The 22,358-nt window shown below is 51.4% G+C and carries 18 protein-coding genes; 7 read left to right on the top strand and 11 right to left on the bottom strand.

Going from position 1 to position 22,358, the window contains the following annotated elements; genetic code table 11:
• Positions 1 to 178: 178 nt before the first annotated feature.
• On the top strand, positions 179 to 1,108 hold the full coding sequence (locus GS601_RS19870) for a hypothetical protein (RefSeq protein WP_162425029.1): 930 nt from the start codon (positions 179 to 181) through the stop codon (positions 1,106 to 1,108).
• A 567-nt stretch (positions 1,109 to 1,675) separates the two neighbouring features.
• Here the strand turns inward: GS601_RS19870 and GS601_RS19865 are convergent.
• A complete protein-coding gene (locus GS601_RS19865; protein ID WP_162425028.1) occupies positions 1,676 to 2,305 on the bottom strand; it encodes a TetR/AcrR family transcriptional regulator in 630 nt (209 codons plus the stop codon).
• 102 nt (positions 2,306 to 2,407) lie between these two features.
• On the opposite strand from GS601_RS19865, the gene GS601_RS19860 reads away from it, so the two are divergent.
• A complete protein-coding gene (locus GS601_RS19860; protein ID WP_162425027.1) occupies positions 2,408 to 2,848 on the top strand; it encodes a DUF5367 domain-containing protein in 441 nt (146 codons plus the stop codon).
• A gap of 169 nt (positions 2,849 to 3,017) precedes the next feature.
• Here the strand turns inward: GS601_RS19860 and GS601_RS19855 are convergent, their stop codons facing one another.
• From GS601_RS19855 to cobJ, 3 genes are read right to left on the bottom strand one after another with little or no spacing between them, the layout of a single operon-like run.
• Positions 3,018 to 4,187 carry a 5-(carboxyamino)imidazole ribonucleotide synthase gene (locus GS601_RS19855; RefSeq protein ID WP_338017090.1) on the bottom strand — a complete coding sequence of 390 codons (1,170 nt, stop codon included), beginning with the start codon at positions 4,185 to 4,187 and terminating at the stop codon, positions 3,018 to 3,020.
• Positions 4,178 to 4,705, bottom strand: a complete 528-nt coding sequence (locus GS601_RS19850) for a pentapeptide repeat-containing protein (protein WP_162425026.1) — start codon at positions 4,703 to 4,705, stop codon at positions 4,178 to 4,180. Before GS601_RS19850 ends, GS601_RS19855 begins: the two co-directional genes overlap by 10 nt.
• Before the next feature lie 53 nt (positions 4,706 to 4,758).
• Positions 4,759 to 6,696 carry a precorrin-3B C(17)-methyltransferase gene (gene cobJ / locus GS601_RS19845; protein ID WP_162425034.1) on the bottom strand — a complete coding sequence of 646 codons (1,938 nt, stop codon included), beginning with the start codon at positions 6,694 to 6,696 and terminating at the stop codon, positions 4,759 to 4,761.
• Between the two features lie 149 nt (positions 6,697 to 6,845).
• Here cobJ and GS601_RS19840 point away from each other — a divergent pair, with 149 nt between their 5' ends.
• Positions 6,846 to 7,826, top strand: coding sequence for a tetratricopeptide repeat protein (locus GS601_RS19840; protein ID WP_162425025.1), 981 nt, complete (start codon positions 6,846 to 6,848; stop codon positions 7,824 to 7,826).
• A 60-nt stretch (positions 7,827 to 7,886) separates the two neighbouring features.
• Here GS601_RS19840 and topA read toward each other — a convergent pair whose 3' ends face one another.
• Complete coding sequence (gene topA, locus GS601_RS19835; RefSeq protein ID WP_162425024.1) at positions 7,887 to 10,685, bottom strand: type I DNA topoisomerase; 2,799 nt, start codon at positions 10,683 to 10,685, stop codon at positions 7,887 to 7,889.
• 500 nt (positions 10,686 to 11,185) lie between these two features.
• On the opposite strand from topA, the gene GS601_RS19830 reads away from it, so the two are divergent.
• Positions 11,186 to 12,823 carry an NAD(P)H-quinone oxidoreductase subunit N gene (locus GS601_RS19830; protein WP_162425023.1) on the top strand — a complete coding sequence of 546 codons (1,638 nt, stop codon included), beginning with the start codon at positions 11,186 to 11,188 and terminating at the stop codon, positions 12,821 to 12,823.
• A 593-nt stretch (positions 12,824 to 13,416) separates the two neighbouring features.
• Here GS601_RS19830 and GS601_RS19825 read toward each other — a convergent pair.
• Positions 13,417 to 14,160 (bottom strand): histidine phosphatase family protein, encoded by a 744-nt coding sequence (locus GS601_RS19825; RefSeq protein WP_162425022.1) that lies wholly within the window; start codon positions 14,158 to 14,160, stop codon positions 13,417 to 13,419.
• Positions 14,161 to 14,409: 249 nt separating this feature from the next.
• On the opposite strand from GS601_RS19825, the gene GS601_RS19815 reads away from it, so the two are divergent.
• A complete protein-coding gene (locus tag GS601_RS19815; RefSeq protein WP_162425020.1) occupies positions 14,410 to 14,799 on the top strand; it encodes a hypothetical protein in 390 nt (129 codons plus the stop codon).
• Here the strand turns inward: GS601_RS19815 and GS601_RS19810 are convergent, their stop codons facing one another.
• The 5 genes from GS601_RS19810 to GS601_RS19790 all read right to left on the bottom strand — a co-directional run bounded on the left by GS601_RS19810 (position 14,800) and on the right by GS601_RS19790 (position 20,886).
• Positions 14,800 to 16,059: a glycosyltransferase family protein gene (locus GS601_RS19810; protein WP_162425019.1), complete on the bottom strand. Its 1,260-nt coding sequence runs from the start codon at positions 16,057 to 16,059 to the stop codon at positions 14,800 to 14,802.
• Between the two features lie 133 nt (positions 16,060 to 16,192).
• Positions 16,193 to 17,692, bottom strand: coding sequence for an anthranilate synthase component I (locus GS601_RS19805; protein WP_202925225.1), 1,500 nt, complete (start codon positions 17,690 to 17,692; stop codon positions 16,193 to 16,195).
• Positions 17,689 to 18,699 carry an energy-coupling factor transporter transmembrane component T family protein gene (locus GS601_RS19800; RefSeq protein WP_162425018.1) on the bottom strand — a complete coding sequence of 337 codons (1,011 nt, stop codon included), beginning with the start codon at positions 18,697 to 18,699 and terminating at the stop codon, positions 17,689 to 17,691. The genes GS601_RS19805 and GS601_RS19800 overlap by 4 nt, the downstream gene beginning before the upstream one ends.
• A gap of 62 nt (positions 18,700 to 18,761) precedes the next feature.
• On the bottom strand, positions 18,762 to 20,129 hold the full coding sequence (der, locus tag GS601_RS19795) for a ribosome biogenesis GTPase Der (RefSeq protein ID WP_162425017.1): 1,368 nt from the start codon (positions 20,127 to 20,129) through the stop codon (positions 18,762 to 18,764).
• Between the two features lie 238 nt (positions 20,130 to 20,367).
• Positions 20,368 to 20,886: a dihydrofolate reductase gene (locus tag GS601_RS19790; protein ID WP_162425016.1), complete on the bottom strand. Its 519-nt coding sequence runs from the start codon at positions 20,884 to 20,886 to the stop codon at positions 20,368 to 20,370.
• A 274-nt stretch (positions 20,887 to 21,160) separates the two neighbouring features.
• Here GS601_RS19790 and pipX point away from each other — a divergent pair, with 274 nt between their 5' ends.
• Positions 21,161 to 21,430 (top strand): transcriptional coactivator PipX, encoded by a 270-nt coding sequence (pipX, locus tag GS601_RS19785; RefSeq protein WP_162425015.1) that lies wholly within the window; start codon positions 21,161 to 21,163, stop codon positions 21,428 to 21,430.
• A complete protein-coding gene (locus GS601_RS19780; protein ID WP_162425014.1) occupies positions 21,427 to 22,101 on the top strand; it encodes a YggS family pyridoxal phosphate-dependent enzyme in 675 nt (224 codons plus the stop codon). Before pipX ends, GS601_RS19780 begins: the two co-directional genes overlap by 4 nt.
• Positions 22,102 to 22,358: the final 257 nt, after the last annotated feature.

The raw sequence follows: 22,358 nt of genomic DNA, 5'->3' as shown, positions 1-22,358 counted from the left end.
ACCGTTGCTTCTGTCACTGGCTTTAGCTTTATCGTAAATGCACTATCTGTCGCAGGCATTTTTTGATTTGGTATGAGAGCGTAATCAGATTTTAGATTGCATTTGAATCTCTAACGAACCACAAGAACCAACGATTGGAATGACGCTCTGATCAACTTACTCAAAAGGAGAAAAAATCATGGCTCGTCAATTTTCTTGGAACGCAATCAAGCTCGCAAGCTTCAGCCTACCGATTTTGGCGCTAGCGATCGCAGGCAGTGCTAGAGCAGCAAACGACAATGTGAAATGTATTGACATGCCGGTTGATTTCCCTGGAAATCCTCAGGTGTGTGCTGAAAAGAGAGGGCAAGGGTATGACATTTACGCCACATTGGCTGGTATTGCAACTAGCCAAAAGCAATATGTTGGGGCGGATGGCGTTGAAGTCACCCTGGGCACGATCGATGTGGCTGGCAACCGTGCTCAGGTACGAGGTGGCGTGAAACGCGGGCCTCTGCGTTTAGAAACAAAAACCGATGCGTGTTACTCATTCTTTGGCGTTAGCAAATGTGCACCAACAAAATCGGTGACGCTGAAGCTACCCGTATCCTGGGACGCTGCTCCATCGACTCCACCCCCATCAACTCCCTCAACGCCCACGGCAGCGAAAGGAAGTTACCAGTTGTTTTGGGATGGTCAGCAAGTCGGACATGACCCCGCCTGGACGCGCCAACAAGCGATCGAAAACCTGGAATGGAACAAAAAAACCTATCCCGACAAAAAAGTTGAAGGCTTATTCAACGGTGAGAAAGTCGGCTATGAGCTAATCATGGATGGGAAAAGAGTGGGGTTTGAACCGGGCTGGAATCGTCAACAAGCGATCGATAACTTGGAGTGGAATAAGCAAACCTATCCCAACATCAAAGTCGAAGGCTTATTAAATGGGCGTAAAGTCGGTTATGAGCTAATCATGGATGGAAACCGGGCTGGGTTTGCACCGGGTTGGAATCGTCAACAAGCGATCGACAACTTGGAGTGGAATAAGCAAACCTATCCCAACATGAGGGTTGAGGGGTTGTTTGATGGCGAGAACCTTGAAGCCAGAACTCAGCGCTTAGAGCGGAAGTAACCAGCGATCGCTAGATGCCTTGGGATTTACGTCCCGCAATCTCAATAGCTGCCGGGTTACTAGCCTAGCTATTGAGATTGCTGCTACCCTCTGTGACACGATGGGTGTAATACACCACAACCAGATTGTATTTCAACCTGATCAGGTTTTCAGAATAATACTTGACCCTATGAATGAAACTTAAAGAACTAAATTAAACTTTTAGAGGAAGATGGATAGTGCCAAGTGCGGACGCGAGGAAGTTACAGACAGTTTCATCACTTCAGAAAACCAGGTACAGTAACAGTGTCAGGTAAGCTACACGCTATTGTGTAGGTATATTCGCTATTACCAGAGTTTCCAAACTGGCTTGAACACGCTAAAGTCATGCTTGATGACTTGCGTAGCCACAGTAGTTGATCTAAAACTTAAGCAATCTTCTCAGCAGCATAACAATCTGCTTGTACACCGACCGTATCAAGATGGTTGGTGAGAACGAAAACTTACCAGCGTCTAGTGATTGGTAACGTTAGGCTGCTCAGGTTGTTGGTTGGGGCAGTATTTGAGGTTATTGATAGGGCATTAAAATTAACCTGGAATGTACTGTCGCAAGTAAACAATCAGCAATTTTTTGGTTTCGGCTAGAACTTGGTGTTGAAAAGTGTGATTGCCCGATAGTGCAAGCATATCAAGTGCGCTAGCAACCTCGACACTGATTGTTGCTAGTAGTTTTGTTTGAGCTTGTTCCAAAGCCGGGTTGCGCGCCTCAAAGAAAGTAGCTAGTTGTTGTGCAACTTCTTGATTAAATGCCGTATTCATTTCAATAGTTGTCGGAATCAGGCGCGATTGTACAAATACTGTGCGGAAGGCAGAATTTCCACTCACAAACTGATCGAATCCATCCACGATTTGACTAATGTAGGTTTCGAGCGGTAGTTGCATTGTTTCGTCAGTATGAAGGGTGGCAAACAGATCTCTCAGTTGATTGAGATAGCGATCGAGCAATGCATGAAAAACAGCTAACTTGTCTGGAAAGAAACGGTACAACCCGCCAACTGAGGTATTGGCTCTTATTGCAATTTCATCAGTCGTGGTTGAATCGTAGCCAATTTCGACAAACAATTCAGCCGCTGCATCTAGAATGCGATGAAATCGTTCCCAACTACGGGCTTGTTGAGGAACGCGCCACAATGGCGCTGATTGGGCGGGGTCAGGCATGACTCAGATCTTGGGTTGACAAACGCGAGGCTTTCCTCGTATATTGAAAATGTGAGATAAATCTCGCGTTTACAGTTTACAAGATTTTTGCTGGAGGAATCTATGCAGACTTCAACTCGGTTCGATATGACTGAAAACCGCAGCCAGAATATTTCCTACGGATTTTTCTTCTTTATGAGCTTTCTGGTTTGGCTCATTGCGACGGTGATCATACGTTTGTGGGGACACACTTTTTTCATTGCTGAAAACAATCTAAGTATGGGCGGTAGCTTCCTATTTTCTCTGTTGTGCTTGCCGCTTCTAGCTTATGGTTTGTTCCGTTGGAAGAAGGTACAGCCCTACCAGCGTAGAGATGCGGCAATCTGTTTAGCCATTCCTGGAATGCTACTGGACGTAGTAACGACTTATTTCTTTGCTCTGGTTTACCCAAATGTGCTTCCAACTGCTGATGGTGCGTATGGAGCATGGTTGCTGTGGGGATATGCGCTTGTCCTGATAACAGGATTTATCACAGGGCAAAAGAGTAGATCGTCAGCAGTTTAGGAACAACAGTTGACACAACCTAACAAGCCTGTTGCATCGGAATAAATCTAAGCCATCGTTGAAATGCAAAGGTTATCTGCGGCTGGTGAGCAGGATCGTTAGCTGTTTCTACTAAAGGTCTTGCACTGGTGAGCAGGAAAGGCTCATCATGAGAATTGTTCCGCCGTTGTCATGATCCGTACCAAATGCCTTCGATCGTTTTAACGACGTGCGCTGCCTGGTCATAAAGCTTGGTCGGAGAGGGCGCTTCGAGCAATACGGTGACATGACCCAGCTTACGCCCAGGGCGCGATCGCGATTTGCCATACCAATGCACAAAAGCGTTGGGAAGGGCTGCAAGGTGCTGACGTTTTTCCAGGTAATCGCTCTGGGCGGTTTCATAACCGAGCAAATTGACCATGACGGCTCCGTCGGATGTGAGCGCAGGACTGCCCAACGGCAACTCACTCACCGCTCGAAGTTGCTGCTCAAACTGTGATGTCACACAGGCATCTAGGCTGAAATGTCCAGAATTATGGGTTCGCGGGGCAATTTCGTTGACTAAAACCCGACCGTTTGCAGCCAGGAAAAACTCAATTCCAAACACGCCGACTGCTTCTAAGCGATCGAGTAGGGTGCGAGCGATCGCATCGATTTCGGCGGCAGTCTCAGCAGCAATCGCTGCCGGAGCAATCACCCATCGACACACCTGATCCGTCTGCTGGGTCTCAACGACTGGATAAACCACAATTTCCCCGGTTTGAGAGCGCGCGGCGATCGCGGCAAGTTCTCGCTCAAACGGGACAAATTCTTCAACCAAAAGCGGGCGATTTTCCAGCATGTGGAGGGTTGTTTCCCAGTCGGCTTGGTTTTTAATAATGAACGTTCCTTGCCCATCGTATCCATGACGACGGGTTTTTAGCACCACCGGGAACCGAGGCGAGGGGGCTGTTTCGAGCGCCCAAAATTGGGGAGTTGACAGGTTGCACTCGCGCAAAAAACATCGCTGCTGATACTTGTCTAGCAACGGCTTGAGAGACGCTAAGCTAGGGCGAAAACAAATGTCTTGGTGATCAAGCGCTGCTAAATCGACGAATTCATTCTCAAAGGTGATCACATCCGTTTGGGTGGCGAGGTGAGTGGTGGCAACAGCATCATCGATCGGCGCAAACAGGGCGTGATGGGCGATCGCAACTGCCGGATCGTCTGAGTTGGCAGTTTGCACCGTTAGCTCGATCCCCAGCGTTTTAGCAGCGCTTGCCAGCATCCACGCTAGCTGTCCGCCTCCAATGACGCCCACCCGTTTTGCCATCAATTTGCCCTCACTGATTTGCCCTCGCCACTTTACCGTTACGGACACCCCAACGATTCTTGGGTCTCTACGCCAGTTTTAGAATTGACGCCCCTTGCCACTTTGCAAAGCTCTTTTGCCTGAGCGCGATCGAGAATGGCATCCGAAAAATCTGCCCCTGTGATGTTAACATCTTGAAACTCGCTGCGGAGCAGAATCGCATTGCTGAGATTGGCATCGCTGAGATCGACGCGGATAAAGAAGATCTGATCCAGCATGGCTTGAGATAGACTGGCACCGCTCAGATTGGTGTCGGTCATGGTTGAGGCACTCATGGCTGCGCCCGTGAGATCAGCGTTAGAAAAATTGACGCGATTGAGATTGGCGTTGGCAAATTCTGCCAGCCTCAAGGTTTGCCCAGAAAAGTCTTGTCCTCTCAGTTCGGCATTGCCGTAGGAAACGGGAGGGCGATATTGCTCTGAGTACCGTTTGCCGGTGGGAGCCGGATCGGCGATCGCAGAGGTCAGCCAAACGCACCCGATCATCATCCACACCAAAACCCAGCCTGCCAGCCGTTTGACTACCATACCATCACCTGCGAGCAACACAGTTTAGCTTATCGCATCCCGCCAGAGAGAATTTATGTCCCAAAGCCGAGATAGCCACGGGGCGTAATCATGCGATCGCAGTAGAGTTGAGTGCTCTGATTGCCAATGAGAACCGTTGTCAGCATATCGATTGGCTCGTCGCTCAGTTGCTCTAAGGTGGTGAGGCGGATGGCTTCATCAGGGCGATAGGCAGACCGAACCAGGGCAACCGGCGTGGTGGGAGCGCGATGCTGAAGGAAAATTTGCTGAGCGATCGCAATGTGCTGAGTCCGAGTTTGCGATTTGGGATTGTAAAGCGCGGTGACAAAATCGGCTTGCGCGGCGGCGATTAATCGTCGCTCGATCACTGCCCACGGCGTCAACAAATCGCTCAAACTGATGGCGCAAAAATCGTGCATTAAGGGTGCGCCAACTCGCGCCGCTGTGGCTTGCAGGGCTGTGATGCCCGGAAAAACTTGAACATCGGGCGATCCCATCCAGCCTTGGGCGCGGAGTTCTTCTAACACCAACCCTGCCATGCCATAAATGCCGCAGTCTCCCGAAGAAATCACAACCACCGTCAAGCCCCAGTTTGCCAGGTCAATGGCACGTTCTGCTCGCTGCCGTTCTTGGGTGATCGGCAAGGCTTCGACGATCTGCCCCGGGCGCAACAGGGGAGTGATCAGATCGACATACAGAGAATAGCCGATCACCACATCTGCGTGGGCGATCGCACTTTGAGCCGCTGGGGTAATTTGATCGAGTGCTCCAGGTCCGATCCCAACTAGCCAGAGCTTGCCCTCCCGTCCGGTATAGTCTTGAGCGGCTTGGGCAACCGCGATCGTCACGGCACCCGCTTGTCCGGCGTGCCGAAAGATCTGCTTTGGCATCAATAGCGGGGGGGGAACCGATGGAGCCGCCGTGCCGGATGATGGGTCTGGAGGATCGATCGGGTGTGCCTCTGCTGTAAAATTTGCGACCAAAATCGCGGCTGCCTCGGCAACACTCGGAGTGCCGACTTCAGCCTCTACCACCTCCGAGGGAGTCGGAACGGTTACTTCTCGGAGTTTGTCTGCTGAGAAGCATCGCAACGGTAACCCGCGATCGCGGCACAGTTCGACTAATCCCGCTTCGTCGGCTTTGAGATCGATCGTAGCGATCCCGGCGATCGCGCCTTCTGCCCAATGATGCGCCTGAAACACCTCTCGAATCGCCTGCTCTATCAAAGCTCTTGGCGTGCCTCTCTCACAGCCAATCCCCACCCACAGCACTCTGGGATGCCACTGCACTTTGCCCCCCCCTGGCGCAAACCGGCGTTGGAGGGGGCTAATCCAAACCCGCGCTTTTGGCTCAGGCAGGGGTTCGCGAACCGTGGCTGTGTATGCTGGAAACCCAAACTGAAACGAATGATGGGCGGGGAGATGAGATTGCCACAGGGTAGACCCCGCTTCTTGAATGACCTGCACTGGCTCTTGCCGCGCGATCGCAGCGCTGACCCCTGTCCAGTCTCCCTCGCCTTTTGTCCACCCGTAGGGTTGCCCTAGCACATCGATCCCCGGCAACTCTAGCTGGTTGGATGCCCCCGTCAACACTGGCGTTGCCCCGATTTGCAGGGCAATCAGTTGAGCGAGGCGATCGGCTCCGCCTTGGTGCCCACCGCACAGACTGATCACAAATTTTCCGGCTTCGTCTACCACCACTACGGCTGGGTCGGTCGCTTTGTCGTGCAGCAATGGCGCAATCAGCCGCACGACCGCGCCTGTTGTTAAACAAAACACCCAACTTTTCTGCTCATTCCAAAGCGCTGCAAGATGCTCGCTCAGGGGTTTCTGGTAAACTTTAGCGTCTGGCAATTTAGCGTCTGGCAATGCGGACGAAACCGCAGCAGGAATCCACAGGGTTGCTGCTAGCGATGCGGTCAGGGGGCGGAGACGGTTAGCTCCGAGGGGAGTAGTTGCGATCGCTGCGATCGGCAAAAATTCTTCAAACAAAGGGGGTGCGAGGGACAAAGGGCTTCAGAAATAATAAAGACCATTGAAAATCTTGACACGCTCGGTTAGATTCTGGGAGGGTTAAGGTGAACAGGCTCAGGGTGCAACAACTGTGAACAGACCGCTTGTGTTTAGCTCTAAGGACAGTTATGCGAGTTTCTAATCATCGTCACACGCTTCCCGTTATTTTGACACTGGCAGTGGGGGTCACCACGGCAGGCTGCGATCAACCCCCTGATCAGGTTAGTGCCTCCCCTGTGGATGATCGCTACGATGTGGGGCTAACCGATCCAGCCTACTACATTAACTTAGGCAAAGAATTACGGAGCAGCAATAAGCCCAACGACGCGATCGCGGCGTACCGCAGAGCCATTCAAATCGATCTGGGCAGCGCAGAAGCCTATCACGAATTGGGTAATGTGCTATCGGGGCAGCGGCGCTCAGAAGAAGCGATCGCAGCCTACCGTCGGGCGATTCAAATCAATCCTCAAGATGCGACAGCCTACGATGGGTTAGGCAATGCCCTATCTGAGCAAAAGCGAACCGAAGAAGCGATCGCAGCCTACCGTCGGGCAATTCAAGTTGAGCCCCAAGATGCGACAGCCTACGCAGGCTTGGGCAACGCTTTAATGGAACAACGCCGGATAACCGACGCGATCGCGGTTTATCAACAGGCGCTCACTCTCTCAAAGCAGCCAGAACACGGCGTCAACGCTCATACGTTGGCACTGGTGGGCTTAGGTCGAGCGCTTCAGGCAGAAAACCAACTCGACAATGCGATCGCCATGTATCGCCGCGCTATTCAAATCAGTCCGACCTATACCTGGACTTATATTTATTTAGGGTATGCCCTCACCGAGCAACAACAGTTTCAAGAAGCAAACCGAAACTATCAGCACGTCCTCAAGCTGCCCAATGTCAAAAAACCGAAGTTAGGAGACAGCCATGCTCTGGCGCACAATGGGTTGGGCATGGTACTGCAACGGCAAGGCAAGTTACAACCTGCCATTCAGCAGTATGAACAAGCCGTCAGCTTAGATCTCAGCTACGAAACCGGGCACAAAAACCTTAAAGGTGCAAAGCGGCTGTTCACCAGTCAAGCGCAAAGGCTAGTTCCCAGACAAGCCTAACCGACAAAAATCAGGGGCATTTTTACCAGGGCACTGACCTCAAGACGCCGCTTCCACAGCCTACTCAGGCGTCTGAACCTTTTTGCGGGTTCCGGTTGGTTTTTTTACGGCTGCCGTCTTGGTCGTCGATTTTTTAGCCGCTGTCTTCGCTGCCGTTTTTGCTGTGCTAGACTTCTGCGCTGTCGTCTTGGCAGTTCCGCCATCTGGTGCTGACTTAGATTTTGCTGCCTTAGAGGTTGATTTAGGCGTTGATTTAGACTTGGTAGCCGTTTTAGACGACTTGCGCCCTTTGCTTTTTGTGCCCGCTTTGGCGCTCAACGCTTCCACTGCCATGTCCATCGTGACAGACTCAACCGTTTGCCCTTCCGGAACCGACGCATTCACCTTGCCGTGCTTGATGTAGGCTCCGTACGGGCCGTCGTAAATATTGACAGGTTCACCATCATCGGGATGCACCCCGACCTCTCGGAGTGGTTTTGCCGCGCCCCGCTTGCCTCGTACGGCTTTGGGTTGCGCCAGCATCTCAAGGGCACGCTCAAAGGAAATCGTCACTACATCATCTCCGGTTTTGAGCGATCGATAGTCCTTCTTCGGTTTGCCTGTTTCTTCGTCTTTGCCCAAGTCGTGGACAATGTAAGGACCATAGGGCCCGATCGCCGCTTGAACTTTCCTGCCAGTATCCGGGTGCATCCCCAACGTGCGCGGCAAAGATAACAACCCTAGGGCTTGTTCCATCGCCACGGTCTCTGGGTTTACGCCTTTGGGTAGAGAAACGTTTTTGGGTTTTGGGTTTTCGTCGGTCTTATCGCCCAACTGGAGGTAATGCCCGTAAGGACCGAGCTTGACATAAATAGGTTCGCCGGTTTCGGGATGCAAGCCAAGCTTATTCGGTCCTTTCAGCAAGGTTTCAACTTTCTCGGCATTGAGATCGGCAGGCGGCAGATCTCTGGGAAGGTTGATGTTACCGCCTTCAGATTCGATATAAGCGCCTGTTTTGCTGATGCGAATTTTGGCGGCTAAATCGTTGAAATGGATTGTGCGGGCATCTTTGGGATCGATATTGTTCTCTCGATCTTTAACTTGGTTTTCTAGCCCGGTGTTGCCTAAATAAAACTCCTTCAAATATGGGAGCCACTCGGTATCGCCGTCTGCAATGTCATCCAGCGTTTGCTCCATTTTCGAGGTGAACTTTGGATCAACAATGTCTGGAAAGTGTTTTTCAAGCAGATCTGTCACGGCAAATGCAGTAAAGGTGGGGATCAGAGCACTACCAACCAGTTGGGCGTAGCCTTTGTCAATAATCGTGCTGATGATGCTGGCATAGGTGCTGGGTCGCCCGATGCCTTCACTTTCTAGGGTCTTTACTAGCGACGCTTCGGTAAACCGGGCGGGGGGCTGGGTTTCGTGCCCGATCGCATCTAGATTTTGGCATTCGGGATGATCCCCCGATCGCATCGGCGGCAAAATCACCTCTTGATCTTCGATCGCCGCATCCGGATCATCCGATCCTTCTACGTAAGCGCGGAAAAATCCTGGAAAATCAATTCGCTTCCCGCTCGCCCGAAACCCTGCATCTTCTACTTGAATCTGCACAGTGATTTGAGTTTGACGGGCTTCTGCCATCTGCGTTGCCACTGTCCGTTTCCAGATCAGGTCATACAGTTGAAACTCTCGCCCTCGTAGCCCGGTTTCTTGGGGTGTGCGGAAGGTGCTTCCGGCAGGGCGAATGGCTTCGTGAGCCTCTTGTGCCCCCTTACTTTTGGTCGTATATTGGCGCGGCTGAGGGCTGAGATAAGGTGCACCATATTTGACCTCGACACAACTGCGCGCCGCCGCGATCGCTTGCCCCGACAAATGCACCGAATCGGTTCGCATATAGGTAATGTAGCCCTGTTCATACAAGCTCTGAGCCGTCCGCATCGTATCGCGGGCAGACAAGCCCAGCTTGCGGTTAGATTCCTGTTGCAGGGTAGACGTGGTAAATGGCGGCGACGGCTTGCGCGTAACGGGACGTTCTTCTAGCTCTGTTACCGTCCACTGGCGATCGCTCAACCGCTCTTGCAGTGCCCTTGCCTCTGCCTCACTCAGCAACACCACATTTCGACCCGCCGCCACCTGCCCGGTCGATTCATCAAAGTCGGCTCCGGTTGCCAATTTGCGCCCAGCCAGCGTCACAAGCTTCGCTTCAAATTCGCTCTTCACTTTTTTGCCCGTCGGCTCGGCTTCCACAGCCAGCAGGGCTTTGAGATCCCAGTAGCTGCCTTTGCGAAAGGCGCGGCGCTCGCGTTCGCGACCCACCAAAACTCGCACCGCCACCGACTGCACCCGCCCTGCCGACAGCCCGTAGGCGATTTTTTTCCACAGCAATGGCGAGAGGGTATAGCCAACTAAGCGATCGAGGATGCGCCGCGTTTCTTGCGCCCGCACCAAGCGCTCATCGACTTGGCGGCAGTTTTGAATCGCCTCCTGAATGGCTTCTTCCGTAATTTCATGGAACACCATGCGCTTGACCGGCACTTTTGGCTTGAGTAGCTGCAACAAGTGCCAACTAATGCTTTCCCCCTCGCGGTCTTCGTCCGTTGCCAGAACAAGCTCATCGGCGCTTTTGAGGGCGTCTTTGAGCGCCTTGACCACCTTTGCCTTATCTTTGGGCACGAGGTAGATCGGCTCAAAATTTGCCTCAACATTCACCCCAAGTTCCCGAACCTTCTTGTCTGTAATGGAGGCAGGAACGTCTCCCGTTGACTGGGGCAGGTCGCGCACATGTCCCATCGACGCCTCTACACGATAGCCACGAGGCAAGTAGTTGCGGATGGTTTTGGCTTTGGTTGGGGATTCGACGATAACAAGGGTTGACATGGGGCTCGCTAAAGAAGATTCGCAGTTCGACAGGTGACACGCTCATGGGTCTATTTCATCAATAGCACCAAACCTATTGGGTTGTGGAGTTCGGATTACCAGTTTGGGGGGTAAGAACTCAGCAGAATTGGGCTGTGAGAGCGGCAGGTAGTAACTTAACCGATGGATCGGCGAGTGGTTACATTCTTTCTTAACTTATAACCATACCCAACGGCTGAAGCAGATTCACCATCTAAATAAATTCAGATTTTGTCAGATTCTACTAGAGGGTGATTTGGCAGGGGGTTGGAAACCTAGACGGTCTCGAAACCTAGACTTTAGACCATAACGTTAGAACCGTCTATTGGTTGGGGTCACGGGAAGGGATTTAAGATTTAACGAAAATGAACCGAACTTGCGCGTTAAAATCCGTAAGAGACCTATGATCTGTCAGAATTTACGGAATTTTAGGCGCGCCTATCATAAATTTTCGTTAATCCTGCTTAGTTGGATTCCGTTTTATGGATTTTGCTTCTCTTGCTGTTCAGTTAAATGCTGGCACGATTGTGCCAGAGGCGATCGTGCTCATCACGCTGATGACGGTGGTGGTGAGTGATCTGATTATCGGACGCCAAGCCTCGGCACAGTGGACGCCGTACATTGCGATCGCGGGTCTGCTCGCTTCGGTTGTGGCGCTGTTTTATCAGTGGGATGTTGCCAATCCCATCAGCTTTATCGGAGAGTTTAATGGCGATGCCCTCAGCGTTGTGTTTCGGGGGATCATTGCCCTGTCGGCGGCAACGACGATTTTGATGTCGATTCGATATGTCATTCAATCGGGAACCTCGCTAGCAGAATTTATTACCATTTTGCTCACGGCAACTCTGGGCGGCATGTTTCTCTCCGGCTCAGACGAGTTGGTCGCGGTTTATGTTTCTTTAGAAACCCTGAGTATTTCGTCTTATTTGCTGACGGGCTACACCAAGCGCGATCCTCGCTCTAATGAGGCTGCCTTGAAGTATCTGCTGATTGGTGCATCGAGTTCGGCAATCTTTCTCTATGGGGCGTCGCTGCTATATGGGCTGTCGGGCGGCGAAACCAGGCTGAGCACCATTTCAGCGAGTATTGCCAGTGCTGGGTTGGCTCAATCTATCGGGCTGGTGATTGCGCTAGTCTTTGCGATCGCCGGGATTGCGTTCAAAATCGCGGCGGTTCCCTTCCACCAGTGGACGCCAGACGTTTATGAAGGCTCTCCGACACCCGTTGTCGCGTTTCTATCGGTGGGGTCGAAAGCGGCAGGATTTGCGTTGGCGATTCGGTTGCTGGTCACGGCGTTTCCGCTGGTGAGTGAGCAATGGCAGCTAGTCATGACGACGCTTGCCATCTTGAGTATGGTGCTGGGAAACGTTGTGGCGCTCGCCCAAACCAGCATGAAGCGTTTGTTGGCGTACTCGTCCATCGGTCAAGCCGGGTTTGTGATGATCGGGCTGATTCTAGGCACCGATGCAGGCTACTCCAGCATGGTGTTCTACCTGATGGTGTATCTGTTTATGAACTTGGGTGCATTTACCTGCATCATTTTATTTACGCTGAGAACGGGAACCGACCAGATCAGTGAATACGCAGGCTTGTATCAGAAAGATCCGTTGCTGACGTTGGCGCTGAGCGTTTGCTTACTCTCGTTAGGCGGCATTCCACCATTGGCAGGGTTTTTTGGTAAGCTCTACCTATTTTGGGCAGGTTGGCAAGCTGGGGCATACCCGCTGGTGATTTTGGGTCTGGTAACTAGCGTGATTTCGATTTACTACTACATCCGTGTAGTCAAGATGATGGTGGTGAAAGAGCCGCAGGAAATGTCGGATTCGGTGAAGAACTATCCGCCGACAGACTGGACTTTGCCGGGAATGCGCCCGTTGCAAGTGGGCTTGGTGTCAGCGCTGATCGCTACGTCGCTCGCTGGAATTTTCTCCAATCCTCTGTTTACGTTGGCAAACGATTCGGTTCTAAAGACGCCCATGTTGCAGCAGGCATTAGGCAGATCAAAAGCCCCGATCGCAAAGCAAATGGCTCCTACTATCTCACAGCAACTTTCCCTTCAAATCACGGAGGTTTCTACTAAGAAAGCAGTGAGCCTTCCTAAGTCAATGGTTCACAGTTAGAGCATTCATATAAGGTTAAGAATCGTTCAATTGTGATCAACCTGTGAGCAATTGAACGATTTTTGTTTCTCAAGTTTGCTTAAAAGTACTGGGAGTTCGATGAAAAACAGTTCGTCGCTGGTCTGCGAACTGTCTGCGAACCAATTGCAGACTACCGAGACAACGACCCTTCAGGACTGCACCGGATCACAGCCGTGGCACTTCCAGCAACTGGTAGTGGTATTTCATAAAGGGTAGAGAATAATTGGCATTTTTAGAGGACTCACTGCATCAGGCTCCCAGAATTAGTCCTTTTTCTCTGCCCTTTACGTAAGTGCACTACCCCAGCAACTTTTGTCACTCATAATGATCAGACATGATGCCAGAGAGTTTTCCAGAGGTTTGGGACGTGCGATCGCGCCCTAGGATTGACAACCAACCGATAAGCTTCAAACGGCTGGCACAACCACAAACAAATCTCTGCCGATTCCAGAAATTCAACCTCAACCCCGACAGGGCAATGCCTGAAGGTGATTGTTTGGGTACACCAAAGCGAAGCAAACAAACTGTGAACAGAAGGTTTGCTCCCTTGGCTTAGCGTGATTTATGGTGGACTAAAGTTTCGACCACTCTTCAGGCAGCATGTTGGCTTGCAGCGTAAACCCACCCTTGCCGTCAGGTGTAAGCACATAAGCCATCCCTTGGGGATCAGGGTAAATGCCCGTAGCCGCTTCAAAAATATCATCATGACCCACAATGACAGTATTTTGACCATTCTGGGGGGCTGCTGTTAGCAACGGCATCACGTTAGCTTTCATTTCCTTAACCTGCTCGTCGGTGTAGTCTTCAAAAGGCAAAAAGTTGAGTTTTGGGTCTTTTGTGTGGCGACCAAAGGCTAGGTCTGCGGTTTCCCAAGATCGGCAATACTGACTGGTAATAACTTCACCAACCGGAATTTTTTTCGCAGTGAATGCTGCGCCAATGTCTTTAGCCTGTTTGATCCCAACATCGCTGAGTTTGCGCTGGGTTTCACAGTCATTAAGATTCATCTTGGGATCAGCTTGGTCAGCATAGTCTTTCTCGGTTTGTGCATGGCGAAAGTAGATAACATGTCCGCCTTTCTGTAAAGCGCTCAAGAGTTCTTGTCCACTCAACTTGTCTTGAAATTCTGCATTCGCCTTTTCCCCTGCGCTGGGGGCTTCACTTTCACTGCTCTTAGGGGTTGCAGAAACTGGTGTTCCCTGATTGGCAGGGTTTTCGCCACTACTATTTGTTGCATTTTCTCCACCGCAGGCTGCAATCGTAGCCACCAATCCTATACTCAGAAATAGCTGAACAGACTTCCACAATGTAAGCATGGGTAGTTTTTCGTAAGTTTGTGCAAAGTACAATATCCTACACCAATTGCAACTCTTTCTCAAGAGGATTGCAAAAAGAAATTCCATTTAGACTCTAGCTGCGACGGATCATCCAACTCAGCGATCGCTGTTTTTATGCAGATGCGATCGCCTTTCCAATAAGCTAACGATCGGGTTCTCAAGACACCCGAAGCCAATTAGGTTGTCTGAACTTGTTACAATATTGCTCAACCTTTTCCCTGCGTCTCCATGCCTACTCTTGATCTGGGTCTCTTCGTTTTAGACATTGACGCAACAGAAATTGCGGGAGCCGGATTGTGGTCATTGGCGCTCTATTTGGGGTTTTCGCCGATCGGAGACTGGGTAACGCATCAACTGAATCGCTGGTTTAATTACGCCGAGCGATCGCTCTACACCTCCGAGCAAGAATTTGAGCAGACTCGTCCCGCTAGAGAGGCTCAAAACGCTTTCTATGCCTCGCTCTTCAGTATTTTTCCTTTTCTGGTCGTGGGCACCCTGTGCAGCCTTGGCGTCGAATTGAGTTTGGGGCGAAGCTGGGCAATTAGCGGCGGTATTCTTGCCTGCATGGGCTGCGGCATTTATGAACTTGGACGCCGCGACGGTCAATCTTCTGACTAGTTACGCCTCAAGATAGCGGATCTCGTCTTGGACAATTTTTGCTAGTTTTGTTGCGGCTCCGGGTGCACCTCGAAGCTGTCTTAGCTTTTCCTGCATCTGATGCCGCTTTTCTGGATGATCGAGATAATCGATCGCTAGCGCTGCAACCTCTTTTGCCTGGAGGTTTCCCACCAGTTCAGGCACGATCATTTCTTTTGCCCAAATGTTGGGCCATGCCAGCAGACCCAAGCGCCGTAGCGCTAACCCATTCACGATTTTTGCAAAAGTTGACCCCACCCCCGGCAGATTGACCAGCAAGCCAGGCAAGCCATCCCACGATCGCATCGCGTCAAGCTGCTGGGTTGGCAACAATACGATCATGGGAACAGCCAGAGCGCCCAACTCAGCCGTATTTGCGCCAACGGTCGTCAGACACAGACAACATTTCGATAAGACATCGTAAGCGGGCATGCGCTCAACAGGGTTGATTTTAAGCTCGATTTGCACCCCATTTTGGGTTTCGAGGTGGGCATGACCCGATGCAGACATGACCAGTTTTAGGGAGATATTGCCCATCCGTGCCACGATCGGATTTTGAGCCGGGTCACCATAGCGAGCCAGGGTTGGCAAGTCTAGCGTCGGCGCAACCGGAACGATAAAGCGAGTCTCTGGGCGTTGGGCGTGAATGCATTCCGCGATCGCGGCGAGAAACGGAACGCCTTGAGCCAATTTTGCAGGCTTGGAACCGGGCAAAAGTCCGACTAGGTTGGCTGGTGCGTCTTGCTGTGCATACGCTCCGACTTCTGCCATCAAATCGCCCACCACCGTTACTTTGTGAGCGTAGGGTTTGGGCACACGATTTGCAATGTCAGCGCGCATCACCGCAAAGCGATCGATCCAGCGATGCCACCGGGCTTCCCATTCTGCGTAAATTACCGTGCGATAGCCCAAGCGCTTGCCGATCACCACTGGAAAGAACTGATCCCCGCCCAGAAAAATGACCACACCGCGATCGCGCCACTGCCAATTTTCTGCTGTCTTACCAAAAAGCAGAAACGGAAAAAACTGGTCTGCTGCCTGCACGCGATCCACTTCGGGATAGCTTCTCGCGATCGCAGCTTCTTGACCGCTCGCATTAGGGCATGGCGACAGGATAACTGAGATTCTAACTGCATCACCCTGCCCCAACAGCACCCGTAACTCTCGCACCACAGGCTTAACCCAGGTTGCCAGTTCGCCGGGAGCGTTAGAGAGAATTAAAATATCGATCGCAGAAGACATGGCATTAAGGTAAACCAATAGAAAACTGGTCGAACTCACGTTTGGTTAAAACATGAGACGGATCAGGGGGATCGAGGGTTTCAAGCTAAACTATAAACCCTGATCGGATGCGACTAGCGCTTGACTCCGTTCGTCAGTGCGATCGCACACTCCACGACGACATCGCTACTTCCAATGCTTTTAACTGCGCTTGGGCTTTGTGCAACGACTCTTGCCACTCTCGATGGGGGTCGCTGTCGGCAACAATGCCTGCCCCAACTTGACCCCAAACCTTGGCCGGGGCAGCAGGGCTAGGACGGGAATAAAGCAGCGTCCTGATCAAGATATTGAGGTCGAGATAGCCGCGCCGATCGAGATAGCCGCACGACCCGTAAAACAAATTGCGACGGACGGGTTCCAACGCTTCAATAATTTCCATACATCGGACTTTGGGGCAGCCTGTGATCGTTCCTCCCGGAAACAGAGCGCGAATCAGATCGACAGCATTTACATCAGAACGGAGAACGCCTTTGACATTGCTAACGAGATGCATCACATGACTGTATCGCTCAATGGTGAGCAACTCATCAGCAACGACTGATCCCCATTCACACACCCGTCCTAAATCATTGCGTTCTAAGTCTACCAACATGATGTGCTCAGCCCGTTCTTTTGTGTTGCTGAGCAACTCTGCTGCAAGCTGTTGATCGTGGTAGAAGGTATGCCCTCTTGACCGGGTTCCGGCGATCGGGCGAGTTTGAGCAACCCCGTCTCTCACCTGCACCAACCGCTCTGGCGAACAGCTAATCACGGTTCCCCATGGGGTCTTCCAATAACTGGCGAAGGGAGACGGGTTGATCTGCTGGAGCGATCGATAGATTGACCAACTTTCTGCCCTGGTTTCGACTTCAAATCTTAGGGAGAGATTCGCTTGAAAAATATCCCCCGCTTGAATGTGCTGTTTTGCCTTTAGCACGATCGCTTGATACTCAGCTTGAGACATCTGAAACTGAGGGGTAGGGGATGAAAATTCAACCGTAGAGCCGCGTTCAACGACTGGCTCGGTGGTTAACTGCTGCTCCAATTTGTCCAATTGATCGGGTTGTGTTGCTGCTAACCAAAGCAGTTGCTGTTCGTGATCTAAAACAGTAAAGCAATCGGGTTCATACCAATATGCGATCGCAAACGGCAACGGATCAGACGTTACACAAGGCAAGCGCTCAATTTCCCGTGCAACATCGTAGCCCAACCAGCCCAACCAACCGCCTGTAAAGGGAAGCGAGGCAATCTGACTGTCTAACTCATGACTGTCTAACTCATGACTGTCTAACTCATGGCTACATGGTTGACTCTGCCAATCTCCCCGCGATCGCTGGAGCAGCCGGTTTAACAAAGGCAAAACCTCGCCAATCTTGGGCGTCCAAAGTTGCGGTTGGTGGTCAACCCATCGGGGGGAACCGGCACAGATCGAATAGCGCCCCAACTGCGGATGATCAGGCGAAGCAGGATAAGGACTCTCTAGCAGCGTTGCGATCGGGTGATCGAGAAACAAAGCGGCAAATACTTGAGAGCCGGTGCGGTGGTTGAGCGGCTGCGATCGCCAATGCCACGATGCTAGCGATGGCAGCGGCAGTAAAGCATCGTTCCCCATCATCCGCTTCCCAACTGGCTAAAGCCCATTCTTACCGCCCACAGCAGCCCCAACACTACCAACGCCACCCAGTCATAGCGCCGCAGCTTTAGATCATGCCACAGCACTCGATGGCGATCGGGGCTTGTAAATCCGCGAACTTTCATGGCATTGGCAATTTGTTCGGCTCTCAGCAACAGATTTTCCAACAGCCGTTCTGCGACCAGCATCCAAATTTGAGTAGTGCGACGAAATCCAAGTTTCCGCCAGTTGATTGCCCGCGTGCGGACTGAGCGCACCAAGTTCTGAAACTCTTCCATCACCAAAGGAATAAATCGCAGAGACAAGGTTAACGTCAAGGCAATTTCTGTCACAGGAACTTTGAATCGCCGTAACGGATTCATGAGATCTTCCAACCCGGCGGTAATTTCTTCGGGCGCAGTCGTCAGCAAATAGAGCGTTGTGCTGTAGATCACCGTAAACAGCAGCGTGCTGACTCGAATGGCAAGGTCAAGCGATCGCCGCGACACCTTCAACAAACCCCGCTGAAACACGATGTAGCTGTACTGTGTCGGCTGGGGCAACTCAGGGCGTTTGAGCGCTGCAACCGCCGCCTGCTGAGCCGGATCAGGGTTTTGCCCAAAGTTCCATGGGTTGTACCAAGGAGGACGCGGAGGCGGGATCGGCGGAGTATTAGATTGCTGAACGAATGCCAGTTCATTGGCAGGCAATCGCGGTTGAGCACTGATGCCTAACCCGTCAGGCGCGATCGCAATCAACGCAAACACATACACCGCCAGAAACAACAGCCAACCCATCTGTTGCCGCCATACCCGCAGCGGAATCTGGGCAACCAGCGTCAGCAAAATCAGCCCCCCCACCAGGATTAGCCGCCATGTTGCCGTTGCCAGCAATGGAGCCGCTAAAAAACTCATCAGCCACGCTAACTTCACTCGCGGATCGAGCTTGTGGAGCCAAGTGACCGGAGTTTCGAGATAGAGACCGAGGGGCAGCGATCGCAGTAAATCCATGAGGCGGCGTTCGTAACGATAGGTGCGTCTTGTTTAACACACCTTCGAGTTTATTGAACCGTTTATTTAACCTTGGTAGCGCGGTTCACAGTGCTGTTGCGCTCAAAGTCGCGCAGCTTTTTACCGCGCCACATCAGCCGAATCGGAGTGCCTGCAAACCCTAACGCTTGGCGAAACTGCCGTTCTACATAGCGGCGGTAGTTGTCCCCAAACAGCTTGGGATCGTTGACAAACAGCGCGATCGCAGGCGGCTCAGAACTAACCTGCGTCCCGTAGTAAATCTTGCCCTGGCGACCTTGCCGCGTGGTAGGCGGCGAATACCATTTCGTGGCTTCTTCCAGCACTTCGTTGATCACCGAGGTGGAAACCCGGCGCTTGTGTTGCTCGGCGGCAGCATCAATCAGTTCAAAAATCTTCTCCACCCGCTGCCCGGTTTGGGCACTGATAAAAATCAGGTTCGACCATTCCACAAAATACAGCCGACTCCGCAAGGTCTGCTCAAATTCATAAATTGTGTGGGAATCTTTCTCAACGGCATCCCATTTGTTTACCACCACCACGCAAGCCCGCCCATCGTCGGCGATCCGCCCTGCCAATTTCTGATCTTGCTCGGTGACGCCATCTAACGCATCAATCACCAACAGCACGACATCTGATCGCTCGATCGCTCGAAAGGCTCGGTGAATGCCAAAAAACTCTGGACCGTATTCCACATTCTTTTTCTTACGAATTCCAGCGGTGTCGATCAGCCGATAGGGTTTGCCGTCTCGTTCAACTAGCATGTCGATCGCATCTCGCGTGGTGCCCGAAATCGGACTGACGATGGAGCGATTCTCCCCCACAAATGCATTTAAAAGGCTGGACTTGCCCACATTCGGACGACCCGCGATCGCGACTCGAATTTCTCGATTTTCCTCAATCTCGTCGTAACTGGGTAAGTGCTCAATCAACGTATCGAGCAAGTCTCCGGTTCCATTGCCGTGGATGCCAGAAACCGCGTACGGTTCGCCCAGCCCCAACGACCAAAACTCTGCCGCTTGAGCCATGCCCTGATCCACCGATTCGCACTTATTCACGGCGAGCAACACCGGAACGCTCTGTTCTCGCAGCCATTGGGCAATCTCTTCATCTGCGCCATTTAGCCCTTGCTGACCATCTACCACAAAAATAGCTGCCGTCGATTCTGCCAGTGCGGTCATGGCTTGCTGACGAATGAGCGGCAAAAACTCGGTATCGTCGCCAAACACTAAGCCGCCGGTATCCACAACAAGGAACTCGCGATCGCGCCAAAATGCCCTCTTATAAAGGCGATCGCGGGTCACACCCGGCTCGTCGTAAACGATCGCGTCTTGCACCTGTGCCAGGCGATTCATAAGAGTTGATTTGCCCACGTTGGGGCGACCGATGATGGCAACGATCGGTAAAGCCATAAGTCTGAGCAAGAATGAAGAATTGGAGATGCGGTTCTACGAGCATCCTGTTTTTAGCAGAGTCTCATTGTAGCGAGTTTGGCTCTCTATCGGCTAAAAAATTAATTTGCTAGAGCACTAGTCGAGTGTCAACTTTAAGTTGATGGGTGGATGGGTGAATGGGTGGATGATTCCAATGACTCGCCCTCACCCCCTTCCCTCCTAGCCCCCATTTCAACATTTCAACCTTGACAGACCACTAGTCGCTCACTCTCTCATAGGTTTCAAAGCGATATGTCAAGCCGTCGCCATTTTGGGCGGCTAGGCGCGGCTCTACCCTAACCAACTTGAAGACGGTGCCAATTAAATGCTGAAAGGGCGGGAAGAACACGTCTGCTTCGTAGTGCCCTTCTACTAGCGTGAGTTCTAATTGATCGGCGATCGTCAGCCCTTGCGCGTAGAGTGACGCTCCTCCGGCGATAAACACGAGATCGCGATCGCGGCATTTTTCCAAGGCAGCTTCTAGCGATCGCGCTACATCAATTCCTAACGTTGTATCCTCATTAAGGCTCGTAGACACAACAATCATGGAACGATTTTTTAACGGACGTTTCTTTAGATCAAATTCCCACGTTTTGCGACCCACAATAACGGTATGATGGAGCGTCAATCTCTGAAATCGTTTCAGATCTTCCGGAATCGACCAAGGTAGTTTTCCATGACTGCCAATTGCTCGATCAGAAGACGCTAATGCAGCAATTACAATAACTTTGGGCATGATACAAAATAGATTTGATTGGTATGAATTTGATTGGTATGAATTTGATTGGTATGAATTTGATTGATCAACCCAGCACTCTCAATTGTCACGAAACCATCATTAAACTAAAGCACTTGAACCCAGCAATTACGAAACACTGATACTAAACCTTGAAACCAAGCGACCCATCTTTAATTTCCCTATCTGACGCTTCTTATGTTTAGCCCTTTGCCCTTCTAAAAGATCACACCGTTTAACTAACACACTTGATTTTCTTGCTGAGTAAATTTGGATGGACAACGAGAATTATTTAAATCACCCGACGTTTGGGTTGCTATTTCGAGTGTGTTTGGTAGAGGACAAGCGTGAATTGTTCAGTACCCTCTACGCCCAACGGCTGTTTTTCGTCGTCACGACCGAAGTAGACGGGCTAGACTTTCAGCCCATCGGGCGCAGCGATGCCAAAGCTCTGGTCGAAAACCGGATGCGAATGCTGCGGCGATCGGGCATGGCGAAAGAGTACGATGAACTTCAGAGAGTTCATAAACGCACGTTTCAATGAGTGATGCTGCCCAGTCGTTACTAGAGCGTTTGACCCAATTTCGCGCCACGATTCCTGATGCGGTACGCGCGATCGCAGTGACAAAGCAGGTTCCGGTAGAAGCAATGCGAATCGCCTACACCGCAGGGTTTCGAGACTTTGGTGAGAGCCGCGTTCAGGAAGCAGAAGCCAAACAAGCAGCCCTGAGCGATCTAAAAGACATAACCTGGCATCTGATCGGGCATTTGCAGAGCAACAAAGTGCATAAAGCGATCGCGCTGTTTGATTGGATTCAGTCGGTCGATAGCCTGAAATTAGCTCAACGCCTCGATCGCGCTGCTGAAGACAGTAACCGAATTCCTCACCTCTGTTTGCAGGTAAAACTTGCTGATGATGCCAACAAATCAGGTTGGAGCGTCTCGGATCTGCTCGCAGACCTGCCCCACCTTGACCAACTCACCCACGTCCAGATTCACGGGCTGATGGTGATTCCCCCGTTTGGGCTAGAGGCAAGCGCTGTGTTGGCTCTGTTTCAACACGCCCACGCTCTGATGGAAAAGATTCGGCAGCAAGGCTTTTCTCGTATGCAGTTTGAGCAGCTTTCTATGGGAATGTCGGATGACTATCAGTTGGCAATGCGGGCAGGGGCAACGATGATTCGTCCGGGGCGGGTGCTATTTGGCGATCGCTGATGGAGACGTGCGATCGCTGCTAAATTTCAAATGCCAAATTTTTTAGTATCGACATTTCAGCATCAAAACTAACACTGAGTTAAGTCTTCGTTAAAACGAGTAGAAGGTGTGGAGTCTAGAAAGCTTGCTGCATAACCTACAGCGATCGTCCTTTAACACAGTGGACACTGCGATCGTGTGGGTGATTGTCCGGCTTAACTAGTGCTAGATGATACTTAAATAATAAGCTGCTAGAAAAGCGGGTTCTTAAAAAACGT

It is taken from the genome of Myxacorys almedinensis A, from assembly GCF_010091945.1.
Taxonomy (GTDB): domain Bacteria; phylum Cyanobacteriota; class Cyanobacteriia; order Leptolyngbyales; family Leptolyngbyaceae; genus Myxacorys; species Myxacorys almedinensis.
Note: the sequence above shows the minus strand (reverse complement) of the source record. Positions and strands in the feature narration are given on the sequence as shown.